This is a genomic window from Streptomyces sp. NPDC006711 (assembly GCF_042869775.1).
Classification (GTDB): domain Bacteria; phylum Actinomycetota; class Actinomycetes; order Streptomycetales; family Streptomycetaceae; genus Streptomyces.
The window spans coordinates 98,307-113,449 of the sequence record NZ_JBIAGO010000002.1; the positions used below are offsets into that span (position 1 = coordinate 98,307).

General features: G+C 71.3%; 14 protein-coding genes. 7 read left to right on the top strand and 7 right to left on the bottom strand.

From position 1 onward, the window contains the following. Positions 1-13 precede the first annotated feature (13 nt). Both ACFYM2_RS04505 and ACFYM2_RS04510 read right to left on the bottom strand, forming a co-directional pair. On the bottom strand, positions 14-943 hold the full coding sequence (locus ACFYM2_RS04505; protein ID WP_358996208.1) for a sensor histidine kinase: 930 nt from the start codon (positions 941-943) through the stop codon (positions 14-16). Continuing rightward, on the bottom strand, positions 940-1,236 hold the full coding sequence (locus ACFYM2_RS04510; RefSeq protein WP_358996211.1) for an STAS domain-containing protein: 297 nt from the start codon (positions 1,234-1,236) through the stop codon (positions 940-942). Before ACFYM2_RS04510 ends, ACFYM2_RS04505 begins: the two co-directional genes overlap by 4 nt. A gap of 605 nt (positions 1,237-1,841) precedes the next feature. On the opposite strand from ACFYM2_RS04510, the gene ACFYM2_RS04515 reads away from it, so the two are divergent. Further along, positions 1,842-3,437, top strand: coding sequence for an enolase C-terminal domain-like protein (locus ACFYM2_RS04515; protein ID WP_388833284.1), 1,596 nt, complete (start codon positions 1,842-1,844; stop codon positions 3,435-3,437). Next, on the top strand, positions 3,434-4,393 hold the full coding sequence (locus ACFYM2_RS04520; RefSeq protein WP_358996217.1) for a D-2-hydroxyacid dehydrogenase family protein: 960 nt from the start codon (positions 3,434-3,436) through the stop codon (positions 4,391-4,393). The genes ACFYM2_RS04515 and ACFYM2_RS04520 overlap by 4 nt, the downstream gene beginning before the upstream one ends. A gap of 201 nt (positions 4,394-4,594) precedes the next feature. Here ACFYM2_RS04520 and ACFYM2_RS04525 read toward each other — a convergent pair whose 3' ends face one another. Continuing rightward, positions 4,595-5,560 (bottom strand): pirin family protein, encoded by a 966-nt coding sequence (locus tag ACFYM2_RS04525; protein ID WP_388833287.1) that lies wholly within the window; start codon positions 5,558-5,560, stop codon positions 4,595-4,597. Positions 5,561-5,694: 134 nt separating this feature from the next. On the opposite strand from ACFYM2_RS04525, the gene ACFYM2_RS04530 reads away from it, so the two are divergent. Next, entirely contained in the window at positions 5,695-6,069 is a 375-nt protein-coding gene (locus ACFYM2_RS04530) for a tetratricopeptide repeat protein (protein WP_388456222.1), read from the top strand. Positions 6,070-6,236: 167 nt separating this feature from the next. Further along, positions 6,237-7,286, top strand: a complete 1,050-nt coding sequence (locus ACFYM2_RS04535; protein ID WP_358996220.1) for a M4 family metallopeptidase — start codon at positions 6,237-6,239, stop codon at positions 7,284-7,286. 151 nt (positions 7,287-7,437) lie between these two features. On the opposite strand, the gene ACFYM2_RS04540 is transcribed toward ACFYM2_RS04535, so the two are convergent. The 3 genes from ACFYM2_RS04540 to ACFYM2_RS04550 all read right to left on the bottom strand — a co-directional run bounded on the left by ACFYM2_RS04540 (position 7,438) and on the right by ACFYM2_RS04550 (position 10,541). Further along, entirely contained in the window at positions 7,438-8,493 is a 1,056-nt protein-coding gene (locus tag ACFYM2_RS04540) for a phosphodiester glycosidase family protein (RefSeq protein WP_358996222.1), read from the bottom strand. Positions 8,494-8,967: 474 nt separating this feature from the next. Beyond that, positions 8,968-9,495 (bottom strand): GNAT family N-acetyltransferase, encoded by a 528-nt coding sequence (locus tag ACFYM2_RS04545; RefSeq protein WP_388833291.1) that lies wholly within the window; start codon positions 9,493-9,495, stop codon positions 8,968-8,970. Between the two features lie 77 nt (positions 9,496-9,572). Beyond that, on the bottom strand, positions 9,573-10,541 hold the full coding sequence (locus ACFYM2_RS04550) for a winged helix-turn-helix domain-containing protein (RefSeq protein ID WP_358996227.1): 969 nt from the start codon (positions 10,539-10,541) through the stop codon (positions 9,573-9,575). 60 nt (positions 10,542-10,601) lie between these two features. Between ACFYM2_RS04550 and ACFYM2_RS04555 the strand changes: the two genes are divergently transcribed. Beyond that, positions 10,602-11,783, top strand: a complete 1,182-nt coding sequence (locus tag ACFYM2_RS04555; protein ID WP_358996230.1) for an MFS transporter — start codon at positions 10,602-10,604, stop codon at positions 11,781-11,783. Positions 11,784-11,856: 73 nt separating this feature from the next. Here ACFYM2_RS04555 and ACFYM2_RS04560 read toward each other — a convergent pair whose 3' ends face one another. Beyond that, positions 11,857-13,296: an NAD(P)/FAD-dependent oxidoreductase gene (locus tag ACFYM2_RS04560; protein ID WP_358996233.1), complete on the bottom strand. Its 1,440-nt coding sequence runs from the start codon at positions 13,294-13,296 to the stop codon at positions 11,857-11,859. Between the two features lie 126 nt (positions 13,297-13,422). On the opposite strand from ACFYM2_RS04560, the gene trxA reads away from it, so the two are divergent. Both trxA and ACFYM2_RS04570 read left to right on the top strand, forming a co-directional pair. Beyond that, positions 13,423-13,788, top strand: coding sequence for a thioredoxin (gene trxA, locus ACFYM2_RS04565; RefSeq protein ID WP_358996235.1), 366 nt, complete (start codon positions 13,423-13,425; stop codon positions 13,786-13,788). Between the two features lie 295 nt (positions 13,789-14,083). Further along, the gene (locus ACFYM2_RS04570; protein WP_358996237.1) at positions 14,084-14,614 is read left to right on the top strand and encodes a hypothetical protein; all 531 of its coding nucleotides are present in this window, start codon (positions 14,084-14,086) and stop codon (positions 14,612-14,614) included. Positions 14,615-15,143 lie beyond the last annotated feature (529 nt).

Here is a 15,143-nt window from a genome sequence, read left to right on the forward strand (position 1 = left end):
GCCCGAGGTGGGATCAACAACGGTTGATGTAGCAGCGGATGGCCGTACCCTCGGGGCCGGTGTGGATGCGCACGAGGTCGGCGAGGTAGTGCACCATCAGCAGGCCCCGGCCGCCCAGCTGGTCCGGGGCGGGCGGGCGACGGCCGGCCAGCGGATCGTCCAGGTGCCCGCTGTCCTGCACCTCGCACACCACCTGGCCACCGTCGCTCCACATCCGCAGGCTGCCGGAACCTCCGCCGTGCCGCACACTGTTGGTGGTCAGCTCGGCCACGATCAGGGCCACGTCCTCCAGGCGGATGCCGGAGAGGCCGAACCGCGCGGCCTGATCCACCGCGAAGTGCCGGACGTCTGGCAGCAGGCCGGCGTGGAAGGCGAGTTCCTCGGCCGCCCCCGGCTGCTCCAGGGGCTGGTTGTAACGCGCGACCACATGCTCGGGAGCGTAGGCGGTGCTCAGTCTCTCCTCCCCGCCGGAGATGACGAGGGGATGGGTCGCGTGGGCGTCGGCCAGTGCCCGTTCGTCGAGGTGTTCGGCGTCGTAGGGGCACAGGATGGTGACGTCCCGGCCCTGGAACGCGGGATTGATCAGCGCCTCGTGCTGGGCGCAGGCCGGGTACTCCACGCTGCTGCGACCGGCCCAGATCGGCTCGCCGATGATCCGCACCCGCGTATGGCGGTGGGCGTCCGCGAAGGCGCGCAGCACTTTGGGGATGATGCGTCCGGGGTTGCGACCCGCTTCGGTCATGTCGAGGAAACGCACGTGTGCGGCGTCCTCGCCCAGGGCCGCCTTGAGGATGGCCAGGTTCGGCCCGGGCACGGCCACGGCCACCGGCTCCCCGGCCTTCAGGCCGTCGCGGACGAACGGCACCGTGCCGTGCAGGTACTCTTCCTGCCCCCGGTAGAACAGAGCGGGGTGAACGAACGGTTCGGTGGTGACTGTCGTCATCGCGCCATCACCTCGACGGTGCACAGGTCCGGCCAGAACAAATCCAGCACGCGCCGCAGGGTATTGGGAGGCTCTTCGAGCACGATACGTCTCCCCTGTGGAAGCCCCTGGGCGGTCACCGCCAGTACCGAAGCGCCGGCGACGTCGATGAAGGTGACCGCGGAAAGTTCCAAGTGGCACGCCTCTTCGTCGCTCAGGGCAAGGTGGTGCAGTGTCCGCTCCCAGGCAGGGCGGGTCAGCAGATTGACCTCACCTGCCACCTGCCAGCCCGGCCGGTCCGTCAGCGGATGCACGCACAGAGCACCCGGGGACAGGGCACGCTCCGTCGGCGACGCATCCGCCTTCCCTGAACTCTCCACCCCGACACTCCCCACGTTGCCGACTCCCGCACGTCCCGCCATCTCCCCCGGTGCGGTGCAGGCGGGAGCATATCGGATGCGATGTCGGCCTCAGTATGGCCGACGGAGTTTCACTGGTCCGATCTCGCACTCGATGCCGCTGCGGCAGCGCCCCTCCGACCCGGCCGAGCACTCGCCTGGTGATTGTTCGGTCCCCACAAATGCTCTGCGCAGGCGTGACGGCGTCCGCTCGTGCAGCGCGCAGGCGCCCTCGACCCGGCGCCAAATGCGAGAGCTCCGGAGTGAGAGGAGAGGGCACTTTCCGCCCTGCCGCCCACCTCAATCACGCGGGCAGCTGTCCCAACATCCCCGCAGCTCCGCGCACCCGCCCAGAAGCGCGATCCCGTCATCCACGCCGAACGGGCCTGCTGGATATCCTCGTTGGAGCGGCCGACGAAGTTCCACCACAAACCAGACGGATCGCTACTCTTTGCAGGCCAGAGGCGCCCTGATCCGTCAGCCGTCAGCCGTCAGCATCGGACCCGGGAGTCAGCAACACCATGGCCGCCAAACCCCTCGCCCATGGCATGGGCACCTTCTTCAAGGACTGCGACCACTCGAAGAGCAAGTGGCCCAAGTACCCGCACACGTACAAGATCCCGGCCCGCGACGCAGTTGGTACGCAACGCGTCGAGTCGGGCTTCAGCACCGATACAGCAGCGATCGTGCGTTTGTCGGAGATATATAACGCGAAGCGGTCTGTTCCGGGCGGTGCGGGCCGGGTGGCTCGGGTGGCTCGGGTGCCGAAGTATGGGGCGATGCGGTTCGGGGAATATGCCGCGGAGTGGCGGGGTGGTCAGCGGCGGCACCTGATGGTTTCCTCGCTGCGGCACTTGCACTCGCTGCTGGAGCACCATGTTCTCCCGGCGCTGGGAAGCCGTTGGATGGACTCGTTCCACCACAAGGACGTGGACGGCTTCATCGGGACGATGGAGCGCAACGGCGCCAGCCTGGAGACGCGGGCCGCCCGGCCGGACGGGCGGGTCGCCCTGACCAACCCTCAGGAGCTGCCCGCCCGCGTCAGGGCCTCTCCGCCCGTGCTGCCACAAGCTGACGTTCCGTCAGGCATCTGCGGTGGTGGCCGCTTTCGAGGAGGTGACCAACGCATGAGTGCTCCGCTGAAGGCCGGACACCGGCCGTTCTCGGTGGCCCTGGCCGAGCCGTTCACCAGCGACACCGGCGTGACTACCCACGTTGAGCGGAGGCTGCTGGTGCCGCGCTGGCAGGGTCTGACCGGATACGGCACCACCCGGGCCGCCAGCGCCGAGGAGTTTGACGCCGTGGTGCCCCTGCTGGAGGACGCCGGGCCGCTGGAGCTCGTGGTCCGCCCAGGCCCCATAGCGTATGCAGGGACAGGCCGGCCCGTTTGCCCAGCAGATCATGCGGGGCCATGTCGACCGCGCAGAGCGCTTCCGCTCGGTCCCACGGCCCTCTCCCTGGGCGCAGGCGCGGACGACGAGCCGCGACGGCGCGGCCGCGGGCTGGCGCATTGGCCGGTGCTCAAGCTCAAGCTGACCCCACAGGACGACGGAAGCCGGGCCGGGGTCCTGCGCGAGGTCTACGACGGTCGCATCCGGGTGGACGGCAACGGCTCCTGGAGCCCTGGGCGAGCCGTCGCCGTCGCCCACGGACTCCATCGTCACGGCGTCGAGCTGCTGGAACAGCCCATTCCACCGGGTCCGGCCGACCGGCTTCGGCATGTGCACGAGAACGTGCCCCTGCCGGTAATCGCCGACGAGTACTTCACCGGTCCCGAGGATGTCCTGCGCCTGCGGGGCTGCGCCACCGGCGTCAACATCAAGCTCATCAAGTGCGGCGGTCTGCGCCGCGCCCAGGAAACCGTCACCCTCGCCCGGCAGACCGGCCCGCGTCGCGTCATGCACGGCTGCAAGACCGAAAGCGCGCTGAGCGTCACCGCCATGGCCCAGCTTGCCCCGCTCGCCGACTACCTCGACCTCGACGGCCACGTCGACCTGCTCGACGACCCTTTCCGCGGGCTCCGGATCGACCGCGGGAGGCTCACGCTGCCCGGCGGCCCCGGTCTCGGCATGAGCCCGGCCGCACCCGACACCACAGATGGAGAAGATCAGTCATGACCCTGCGTTGCGCCGTGCTTGATGACTTCCAGTCAGTAGCGACCACCATCACCGACTGGTCGCCGCTGGCCGAGAAGGTCGATGTCGTCACCTTCCCGGATCATTTCGGTAGCGAGGACGAACTGGCTCTGGCCCTGGCGGAGTTTGACATTGTGGTCACCTTGCGGGAGCGAGTGGCCTTCCCCGCGTCGTTGTTCGCCCGCCTGCCGCGGCTGCGGCTGCTGGTCGCCTCGGGGATGCGCAACTCGGTCATCGATTTCGCCGCGGCGAAGGCGCGGGGGGTGACGGTGTGCGGTACGGCCAGCTCCTCGACTCCGCCCGTGGAGCTGACCTGGGCACTGCTGCTGGGGCTGGCCCGCGGCATCGTGCCCGAGGCCAACGCCTTCCGGGCAGCCGGCCCGTGGCAGTCGACGGTCGGGGCGGATCTGCACGGCCGCCGCCTGGGCCTGCTGGGCCTGGGCAAGATCGGCAGCCGGGTGGCCCAGGTGGGCCTGGCCTTCGGCATGGACGTCATCGCCTGGAGCCAGAACCTCACCAAGGAACGCGCGGACGAGGTCGGCACCGTGCTGGCTGCGTCGAAGGAGGAGCTACTGGAGAGCAGCGACTTCGTCTCCGTCCACCTCGCCCTCAGCGACCGCACTCGCGGCCTGATCGGCGCCGCCGAACTCACCCGGATGTGCCCGACCGCGTATCTGGTCAACACCTCACGGGCCGCGATCGTCGACCAGGACGCCCTGCTCACCGCCTTGCACGCCGGAACCATCGCCGGCGCGGGCATAGACGTCTACGACACCGAGCCGCTGCCCGCGAACCACCCCATGCGTACCGCGCCACGTCTGCTGGCCACCCCGCACCTGGGCTACGTGACCCGCGCCAACTACGAGACGTACTACGGCCAGGCCGTCGAAGACATCCAGGCATTCCTGGCCGGCTCACCCATCCGTCTCCTCGGCTGACTCCCGGCCCCGTGCCATCGGCGGGCCGCCCCGACGGAGGCCTGGACTTCTCCTACTACCGCTCCCTGGTGCGGACCGCCGAGCGCGGAAAGTTCGACACGATCTTCCTCTCCGAAGGCGCAGGCATCCGCACCCACTACAAGGACACCGGCGAACTCAGCCGCCAGGGCCGCATGGTTCATTTCGAGCCGCTGACGCAGTTCAGCGCACGCGTCCCCGCGGTTTCAGGGACCCTGGCGGCAGCTCGGGGGCCGGGATCGGAGGGCCGTCGTAGCCCTTCACCTCGCCGAAGCGATCACCGTTCATCCACTCCGAACGGGCCTGCCGAATCTCGTCGTTGGAACGGCCGACGAAATTCCACCACATCACGATCTCCTCCTCGAACGGCTCGCCGCCGAGCAGCATCACCGCCGCGTCGGAGGTGGCGCGCAGGGGGAGTTCGGTGCGGCCGCAGCCGAGGTAGAGCATCGAGCCGGGGAGTACGGGCACGTTGTCCACGTGGGCCTCGCCGGACATCGCGAGGACGGCGTACTCGAAGTCCGGGTTCAACGGGAGTCTCGCTTCGGCGCCCGCCGTGAGGGCGAGGTCGGCGCCGACGATCGGGGTGTAGGTGGATCCGGGCGACACCGCGCCGTCCAGTTCACCCAGGATGACCGTGGCGTCGACGCCGGGCGCGGTGGCGTGCGGCAGGTCGGCGTGGTGCTGGAAGTGCGGGGCGACATCGCGGTGCGCGTCGGGCAGGGCGACCCACAGCTGGGCGCCGTGCAGGAACCGGCTGTGCGACCTCGGGGTCTCCTCGGAGTGGCTGATGGCGCGGCCCGACGTCATCAGGCCGAGTTCTCGGGGGCGTACGGTCTGGAGGCTGCCCAGGCTGTCGCGGTGCAGCACCTCGCCCTGGTGGAGCCAGCTGACCGTCTGGAGGCCCATGTGGGGATGCGGCGCCACCTGCATGCCGGGCTCGTCGGCGATGTCGTCGGGGCCGTAGTGGTCGACGAAGGCCCAGGCGCCGACCATTCTGCGGCCGAGGTTCGGCAGCAGCCGCCGCACCTCGGTGGACTCGCCCAGCCGCACGGTGCGGGGTGACAGGAGTTCGCGTACCGGCTCCGCCACGACGAAGCCGCGGCCGCCGCAGACGGAGAGCGTGGGCCGGCGATCGAGATTGCTCATGTGGTCAACCTATTCCCTCGCGGGGGCGCGGGACCCCGGCCTCCTGCCACCACCACACTAGTGGAATTTTCAACCACATTCCCCTGTTGACCGGATCGAACGGCCCCGCCGTGGGGCCCTCGGCAAGGAGTGTCATGAGCGCGGTCCGCAGTGAACTGGCCGACGGCTACTACGAGTTCGGGCCGGCCGCCGAGCGGTGGGAGAGGGCGCGGCTGTTCTTCGACGCCAAGGAGTACGTCACCGCCGCGGGCATCCTGGCCGGACTGGTCGCCGAGGTGCCCGAGCAGGTCGCGCCGCGCCTGCTGCTGGCACGCGCCTATTACCACTCGGCGCGGCTGGAGAAGGCGGAGGCCGAGTTGCGCGCGGTGCTCGACCGCGACCCGGTCGAGGGGTACGCCGCGCTCATGCTCGGCCGCACGCTGGAGCGCCAGGGCCGCCCCGCGCAGGCCGCCCCGTACCTGCGCCTGGCCGCCGCGCTCGCGGGTGACTTCCCCGACCTCCCGGCCTGACCCCGGCGCCCGGACCACCCGGGTGGGCGCGCCCCGAACCCGCGCGCCCGCCCGGGCTCTACCACGCGCCCCCTTCAGTTGACGAGAGGCACCCTTCGGGCAACGGTTTCCAGCCAACTCAACTGCGCACGGTGACAGTTACCTCACGCTGTGCCACATTTCTTCGCATGAACAAACCCGCCGTTTTCTGCGCCGTCGTACCTCCCCACATCCTCGACCGGCTGGCCCAGCACGAGGATCCCGCCGTGTACGAACCCGCGCGCCGCACCCTGGAGCACGACGCCCAGCTGCGCACCCAGCGCCGGATCACCACCGTCCGTGGCGCCGCCGCCCCCACCGGCACCCCGTCCGACAAGCCCGACCGCACCATCTACGACGCCGGGCACCAGGAGACGCTGCCCGGGCGGAAGGTGCACGCGGAGAGTGACCAGCCCTCCTCCGACGCCACCGTCAACCGCGCGCACGCCGGCCTCGGTGCCACGTTCGAGTTGTATCTGAAGGCGTACGGGCGCCACTCCATCGACGACTCCGGGCTGCCGCTGGTCGCGTCGGTGCACTACGGCGAGCGGTACGACAACGCGTTCTGGAACGGCGAGCAGATGGTGTTCGGTGACGGCGACGGAGACCTCTTCCTCGACTTCACGCTGCCGGTCGACGTCATCGGCCACGAGCTGACGCACGGCGTCACGCAGTACACCGCGAACCTGGACTATTTCGGCCAGTCGGGCGCGCTCAACGAGTCCGTTTCCGACGTGTTCGGCTCGCTCATCAAGCAGTACGCGCTCGGCCAGAGCGCCGAGAACGCGGACTGGCTCATCGGCGCCGGCCTGCTCGGGCCGGGCATCCACGGCGAGGCGCTGCGCTCGATGAAGGCGCCCGGCACCGCGTACGACGATCCCCGGCTCGGCAAGGACCCGCAGCCGGCCAAGATGGACGACTACGTGCGGACGAGCCGGGACAACGGCGGGGTGCACATCAACTCGGGCATCCCCAACCACGCCTTCTACCTCGTGGCCACCGCGCTCGGCGGCAACGCCTGGGAGCGGGCCGGGAAGATCTGGTACGCCACGCTCACCGGCGGCGAGCTCCACGCGGAGGCCCAGTTCGCCGACTTCGCCCGGCTGTCCGCGAAGACCGCGCGTGATCTGTACGGGGAGGGCGACGAGATCCAGGCGGTGCTCAAGGCCTGGTCCCAGGTCGGGGTGCCGGCCGGCTGACCTGCACGAGCGGCCCTTGAGGCGCCCCGCGCGCCCCGGACGCCCGACCGGACGCCGCGACCGGACTCCGGCCCACCCGGCTCGCCCACCCGAACGCCCATCCACCGGGCGTCCGGGCCCCGGGGCGGGCCGCCTCGCGCGCGGGTTCCGGTCACCTCGCGTACACGGCGACGAAGTCCCTGGTCGCCTGGTTGTAGTAGCGCTCCGGCGGGTTGTCGAAGTCGAGGATGTTGGTGGGCTTCGGGTTGGTGGGGTCACGCGTGGCGTCGTAGCTCATGAAGGAGGGCCAGGCCCGGTTCATGTCGAGCGGCATCGCCCGCACGGCGCCCGCCTGCCGCATCAGTTCGGCCAGGGTGCGGGCGGTCAGGGCCTGACCGACGACCATGATGACGTCGCCCTGCGCGGTCACGCCCACACCCGAGCGGTCGACGAACATCCGGCTCTGGTCGGTGGCGCCCCACTTGGAATCCACGTCGATGTCCGGCACGACCTCGCCGTGGTCGACCATGAGCCCCAGACACTGGCGCACGCCGACCACATCCGGCGTCATCCCCATGTCGCGGCCCCACTGGCCGATCCTGATCGAACCGTCCTTGTAGAAGACCTCGGACGCGGCGCCCTCGCGCAGGCGTCCCGCGGTCTCCCCGTTGAGGTAGAAGCCGCCGCGCGAGCCCCCGTCGGTGACCTTGAAACCGCCGTTCCAGGTGGCGAGCAGACCGGTGCGGCTGCCGCGCGGGATGGACGGCGGCACGGAGAAGGTGCCGCCCGGCTCACGCAGGCCCGGGTGCAGTTCGAAGCGGGCCTTCTTGCCGCTGATCCACGCGATGGCCGCCTGGTAGGAAGTGTGATCGCTGTCGGGACGCACATAGGTGCCCTGCACCACCGGCTCGCCGTGGGCCGCGCTCAGCACGCGCCAGACCCCCTCACCGGGCAGCGCGGGGGTGACCGGCGGGCGCATCGGGGAGCGCAGGGGAACCTCCCGGTGGAGCACCGGCACCGTGGGGGCCGTCGCCCTCATGCGGGCCAGCGCCTCACTCGGTGGGGAGCCGCCGACCCGGGGCGGGTCGAGCTCGTAGCGCAGGTTCTCCAGCTTGTCGACGACCGCGCCCAGCTCGTGTTCGCGGGCCCAGCCGGCGAGCCGGGCGGCCGTGCTGTCGTCGCCGGGGTAGGTCATCGCCTCCCCCACCGAGTACCCGACCGTGCCCACGCACAGGAGGCAGGCGGCGAGCGCGCCACGGGTGGCCAGTTTTCGCCGCTTTAGCTGATCTCGTGTCAGCTCGCTCCGGGGTTTCCACGGCGCCGGACGTCGACGACGCGCGGTGGGGGTCCGGGCGAGATCTTGCGCCTGGCGGTCTCCCGCGTCCGGTTCGTTTGGGTACTCGCTCGGGTACTCCCCCGTGCCGTCGTCCGCCGGCCGTCCCGCCCTGCGCGCCATGTCGCCTTCTTTCGGCCTCCGGGGTCTCGCGGCCCCATCGCGCGGGGGTGCCTCGCCTCCGCGGGCGGCGGCCAGGGGCGGCCCGCCATGCCGATTGCCAACCTAAGCGCGCTTGTCCCACCTATCGACCGGAGTGGAGCGACCGGATGACCCGCCCCGGCCCGGGCGGAGGTCGCCAGGACCCAAGAGAACCCATGGGCGGCTTCAACTTCCCCCTAAATTCAGGGAGTTGACCCAGCCTCACGCCTACTCCTCACGCGTAGAGAGTTCGAGCACCGGCCGGTCCCACATCACGGCGGGCGGACGGGCCCGCTCGGTGCCCACTCGCTCGGCCCCCACCGCGCGGTAGAAACCCTCGGCCGGCGGATGCGAGACGATCTTCACGCTCTGGATCCCGGCGGCGCGTGCCCGCTGTTGCACATCGGCCATCAGAAGACGCCCGACGCCGAGTCCCTGCGCGTCGTCCGCGACGAACATCAGGTCGAGTTCGGGTGGGCTCAGAACGAGCGCGTAGAAACCGAGCACGCGTCCGTCGGCGCCGGCCGCGACGAAGACCTGGTGGGACTCGATGTAATCGGGGCCGACGCGGTATCCGGCGACCATCGGCGCGTACGGGCCCTCGTACGCGCTCGACGTGCGCACCAGGTGCGTCAGACGTTTGGCGTCGCGGGCGATCGCACGGCGTACGCGCACCGCGTCGCGTGCGTCTCCAAGCGTCCCGCCCAGCGCCTTGCCGGGCCGGCCGACACCCCGGGCCGTAATACGTGAAGTCATGGGGAGAGTATTACGCATGCGGGCGCGGCCGTCACCGTTCCCTCGGTGAACAACACCGTTCCCCTTGTGAACGTCACCTACTGCCGGGGCGCCTCGACGAGGGCATCGCCCGCCGGGGTCCGGTAGTAGAGGACCGAGCGCCCCGACCGGCGCCGCCCCACCAGGCCGGCGTCAAGGAGGACCCTGAGGTGGCGGCCCACCGAACCGAGGCCCTGACCGGTCATGGCCACCAGATGGGTGGTGCTCTTGGGGGTGGCGAGCAGGACCAGCACGCCCGCGCGGGCCGGCCCGAGCAGCGCGTCCAGGGCCCGGGGCGCCGCCGCCCGGTCCGCGTCCGCCAGCGCGCCCGCGCACGAGTACACCACGGCGTAGTGGCCGCGATCGTCCCAGGTGACCCAGGCGTGCCCCGGGGTGACCGGCATGAACAGCAGCTGGGCCGTCGAGATGTCCTGAGGCGCGTGCTCGGCCACGTTGATCTGGAGCCGGCTCTCGCCAAGCCAGCGCATTCCGGGCCGCATGTCGTCGAGGACCGCGGCCCAGCCGCCCCGGCTCAACTGTGCGGTGCGCGCGATGATGTCGCCCTCGATGATGTGGCGTCGGCGTGGCCAGTCCGGCAGGACCGCGCGCTCCCACAGCCAGGCCAGCAGGTCCGCCGTGCGCTCCGCCAGATCGGGACGGCGCAGCGCGGCGGGCAGGGGGCCGCCGATCGTCTCGGCCAGGTCGGCGTGGACGGTCGACGCCGGGGTGGCGCGGATCTCCGCCAGCTCCTCGTGGAAGGAGCGCTCGCCGTCGCCCGTGGGCGTGGGCACCAGATAGTCGGCGGTCCAACGGGCGCTGCGTACGGCGGTCATGAGCCGCGCGGTGACCGGATCGGCCGCCAACCGCGCCCGGAACGCGGGCAGATGGACATCGAGCCAGGCCCGCTCGGCGCGGTGGGCCGCGGCCGGGGCGAGCAGCGCGAAGAGCGTCGCGGTGGTCTCGGCCAGGGGTGAGACGACGAACCGGCTGCCCGCGAGCGTGTCCGCCCCGACCTGCCACCACCCCATGGTTTCGCCTCCGCGCGAAACAATAACGCCCGCGCGCGACGACCCCCGAGACTCCCCGGCATGCCCACCTACCAAGAGCTCAGGCGCACACCGGAGTTCACGCCCTTCCTGCTCGTCACCGTCCTCCAGGTCACCGCGGCGACGGTGAGCGGCCTGGCCCTCGCCTCGCTGGTGTACGCGGCGACCGCCTCACCGCTGCTGGCCGCGCTCAGCATGTTCGGCTCCTCCTTCACGCAGGTGGCCGGCGCGGTCCTGTTGATGTCGGCGGCCGACCGGCTGCCGCCGCGCGCCGCGACCACCGCGCTCGCGCTGACCTTCGCCCTGAGCACCGCGCTGCTCGCCGCCCCCGGGCTGCCGGTCGGCGCCGTCTTCGCCGTGCTGCTCTGCCAGGGTCTGGCCGCTTCGGTGGGCGGCGGGGTGCGCTACGGGCTGCTCGGCGAGATCCTGCCGAGGGAGCGCTATCTGCTGGGCCGTTCGGTGCTCAACATGAGTGCGGGGGTTGTGCAGATCGGGGGCTTCGCGGTGGGTGGCGTCCTGATGGACGCGCTGGGCCCGCGCGGCACGCTGCTGGCCGGCGCGGGCCTGTACGGGGTGACCGCCGCCCTGGCTCTCCTCGGACTTGGCAGCCGGGCGCCGCGCACCTCGGGCCGGCCCTCCATCGCCGCCACTTGGCGCGTCAACTCCCTTCTGTGGGCGTCCCGTTCGCGACGCCTGCTCTACCTCGGCCTGTGGGTGCCCAACGGTCTGATCGTGGGGTGCGAATCCCTCTTCGTGCCGTACGCGCCCGGCCGTGCGGGGCTGCTCTTCGCGGCCAGTGCCATAGGGATGCTGGCCGGGGACACCGTCAGCGGCCGTTTCCTGAGCGCGCGTTGGCGCCGCCGGCTCCCGCTGCCCCTGCTGCTGGTGCTCGCCGCTCCCTATCCGCTGCTCGCCCGGCACCCGCCGCTGACGGTGGCCGTGGTGGCCGTGTCGCTGGGGTCCATCGGGTACGGGGCGAGCCTGCTCCAGCAGGAGCGACTGCTGGAGCAGGTTCCCGACGAGCTCACCGGACAGGCGCTGGGGCTGCACTCGTGCGGCATGCTCACCTGCCAGGGCGTCGGCGCGGCGCTCGCCGGCGTGGTGGCGCAACGTGCCTCGCCCGGGACCGCGATGGCCGTGACGGCGACGGCCTCGGTGTGCGTGACCCTCGCGCTCGCCCGTGCGCATGCCCGTACGCACCCCCGTGGCAGCCGGCGTCCCTGACCGCCCGGCCGCCGGTGGGGGCTGTCCGCCGCGCTCACCGGGGCCCGGGCGTTCATGGCATGGCGCGGGGTCCTCAGCCCCGGTACGTCTCCAGCAGGCGCAGCCACACCTCGCTGATCGTCGGGTAGGAGGGCACGGCGTGCCACAGGCGCTCCAGGGGGACCTCGCCCGCGATGGCGACCGTCGCCGAATGGATGAGCTCGCCCACGCCGGGTCCGACGAAGGTGACGCCCAGCACGACGCGCCGGTCCTCGTCGACGACCATGCGCGCCCGGCCCCGGTATCCGTCGGCGTACAGACCCGCGCCCGCGACGCCGCTCATGTCGTAGTCGATGGCCCGCACCCGGTGGCCCGCCGCCTCGGCCTCGGCGAGGGTGAGGCCGGCCGACGCGGCTTCCGGGTCGGTGAAGACGACCTGGGGCACGGCGGCGTGGTCGGCGGTCGCCGCGTGCGCGCCCCAGGGGTCGCTCTCCAGGACCGGAGTGCGGGCCGCGCGGGCGGCGATGGCCGCGCCGGCGATCCTGGCCTGGTACTTGCCCTGATGGGTCAGGAGCGCGCGGTGGTTGACGTCGCCGACCGCGTACAGCCAGTCGCTGCCCTCGACGCGGCAGGAGTCGTCGACGGGCAGCCAGGAGCCGGGGTCGAGTCCGATCGTGTCCAGGCCGATGTCGTCCGTGCGGGGCGCGCGGCCGGTGGCGAAGAGGATTTCGTCGGCCTCCAGGCTTCCCTCGCCCTCAGGACCGCGCAGCGACACCGTCACGGCGCCGCTCGCCGCGTCCCGTACGGCACCCGTGATCGAGGTGTGGGTCCGGATCTCGGCGCCCGCCTCGCGCAGCGCGTCCGCGACCAGCTCTCCCGCGAAGGGCTCCATCTTCTCCAGCAGCCCCCCGCCGCGCACCAGGACGGTGACCCGCGCGCCGAGGGCCTGCCAGGCGGTGGCCATCTCGACGGCCACCACTCCCCCGCCGACCACCACGAGACGGCCCGGGACCTGCTTGGCGCTGGTGGCCTCGCGGCTGGTCCAGGGGCCCACGTCGGCGAGGCCCGGCAGGTCCGGCAGCCGGGCGCGGCTGCCGGTGCACACGGCCACCGCGTGGCGGGCGGTCAGGACGTGATGCTGGCCCTCGGGGCTGGTGACGCCGACCTTGCGGGTGCCGTACAGGCGCCCGTGGCCCCGGTAGAGGTGGACACCGATGCCGTCGAGCCATTCGACCTGGCCGTCGTCCTTCCAGTGCGACGCGTACTCGTCGCGGTGGGCGAGCACGGCCTCGGCGTCCAGCGGGCCCCGCACCGACTGGCGCAGCCCCGGCACGGCGCGCGCGTCGGCCCGGGCGACCACCGGACGCAGCAGCGCCTTGCTGGGCATGCAGGCCCAGTACGAGCATTCGCCCCCCACCAGCTCGCTCTCCACCACGGCACAGCTCAGGCCGGCCGCGCGGACCCGGTCGGCCACGTTCTCGCCGACCGGCCCCGCGCCCAGCACCACTACGTCGTATTCCTCGGCTTCCGTCATGGGTCCAGTCTGGTCTGCCGTGTACTCCGTGGCCACAGGGGCACCCGCCGGGGAAGGAATACCGCGGCGGCGCACGCGGTTGTGCGAGGCGGCTCCATCCCCGGGGCCGGGAACGAGGTGTACGTAATGGCGACTGTCGAGCTGACCAAGGACAACTTCGACTCGGTCGTGTCCGGCAACGGATTCGTGCTGATCGACTTCTGGGCCTCCTGGTGCGGCCCGTGCCGGCAGTTCGCTCCCGTGTACGAGGCCGCGTCCGAGCGCCACGACGACCTGGTCTTCGCGAAGGTGGACACGGAGGCCCAGCAGGAGCTTGCGCAGGCCTTCGACATCCGCTCGATCCCCACGCTGATGATCGTCCGCGACAATGTGGCGGTCTTCGCGCAGCCCGGCGCGCTGCCCCAGGCGGCCCTTGAGGACGTCATCGGGCAGGCCCGCGCGCTCGACATGGACGAGGTGCGCAAGTCGGTCGAGGCGCAGCAGCAGAGCTGACCTCTCCCGCTCTCCCGAGTCCCCCGCGGCCCCCTTTCCCATCCCGGGAAGGGGGCCGCGGTGGTGTTCGGGCGGAACGCGCCAATGCTGGGGGGCACGGGGAGCGTCGGTTATCGGTCAACGGCGCCGCGCGGCGCGGCGGGCAGCGGCCCGCGGTCTGCGACGGGCTTGCGGTCAAGAGGTCAACGGGCGCCAATCCACGGCCAGTTGACGCCCGTTCGGTTCGAGCCAGCGTGGCTCCACAATGTGGCGATCCAGCGGACGTTGCGTGGTGTTCCTCCTACTCTCCGTCCTCATGCGAACCACACACCTGAGGCGTTTCAGCCTCGCCGCGGCCCTCGCTTCCTCCCTCGCCCTGTTCGGCGTGAGCCAGTCCGCCGACGCGGCCACTCCCGATGTGAGCTTCAGCGCCGACCAGACGGCGGCGACGCCCGGCGGCACGGTCAATCTGAGCATGACGTTCACGAACAACCAGACCACCGACGTGTGGTTCGTCTACCAGTCGGTGCAGCCGACGTGGGCGACCACCCAGCGTCCCGACCTGAAGTACTCCCTCGCCTCGTGTTCCGGCACGGGTGTGACCTGCACCGGGACCGGCACCACCACGCTCGGCGTGAACTACTCCGTGCCGGTCGCCCCGGGCACGAGCCGCACCGTCACCATCCCGGTGCAGGTGGCGGCGGACTCCGGCTGCAACGGCAACATCGCGTTCTACTCGTACGTCTACTACGAGTACAACGACAGCCAGAGCCACAAGGACGGCGTCTTCAACTCCCCGACGATGCGGGTCAACTGCGCCACTCCCGCCCCGGCCGGCACTCGGTAGCGCGCGGTCGGCCGTCGGCGTCGGCGGCCCACGATCACCGGTCGGCCCATCCCCCCGGGCCGGCCGGTTTCGTATGGCCGAAACACCTCGGTCGGGGTGCGGATTCGCTCACACGTTTCGCTCGCGTGGCCGAAAACCGGATGCGTCCCGGATCGACTGGTTGTCTGGACCTTTGGTGGTGTGCGCCCGCGTGCGCCCCCCGCGCCGAAAGCGTTTGCCGCGCCGGGCCGCTCCGGTTTTCCGGGCCCTTGCGCAGCCCGGTGCGATCACCCGCAGGCGGGCCCGGAGGGCCGTGCACGGCTCTGCGCCCCATCATGACGGCCACATTTTTTCGTCATGTTTCACAGTAGCCACTCGAAAACTCCTCGAAGACCCGCACTATGTGACGCGTCAGAGCGGAACGGCAGGCCCTCCTCATCGGGGCGCGGCCGTTGTGCCGTGGGCGGGGTCCGGGCAGGCAGGGGAGCCGAACGGACCTCCAGGGGAGGGGACTTCACCGCGTGAAGCGGAACACACAACGCAGACACAC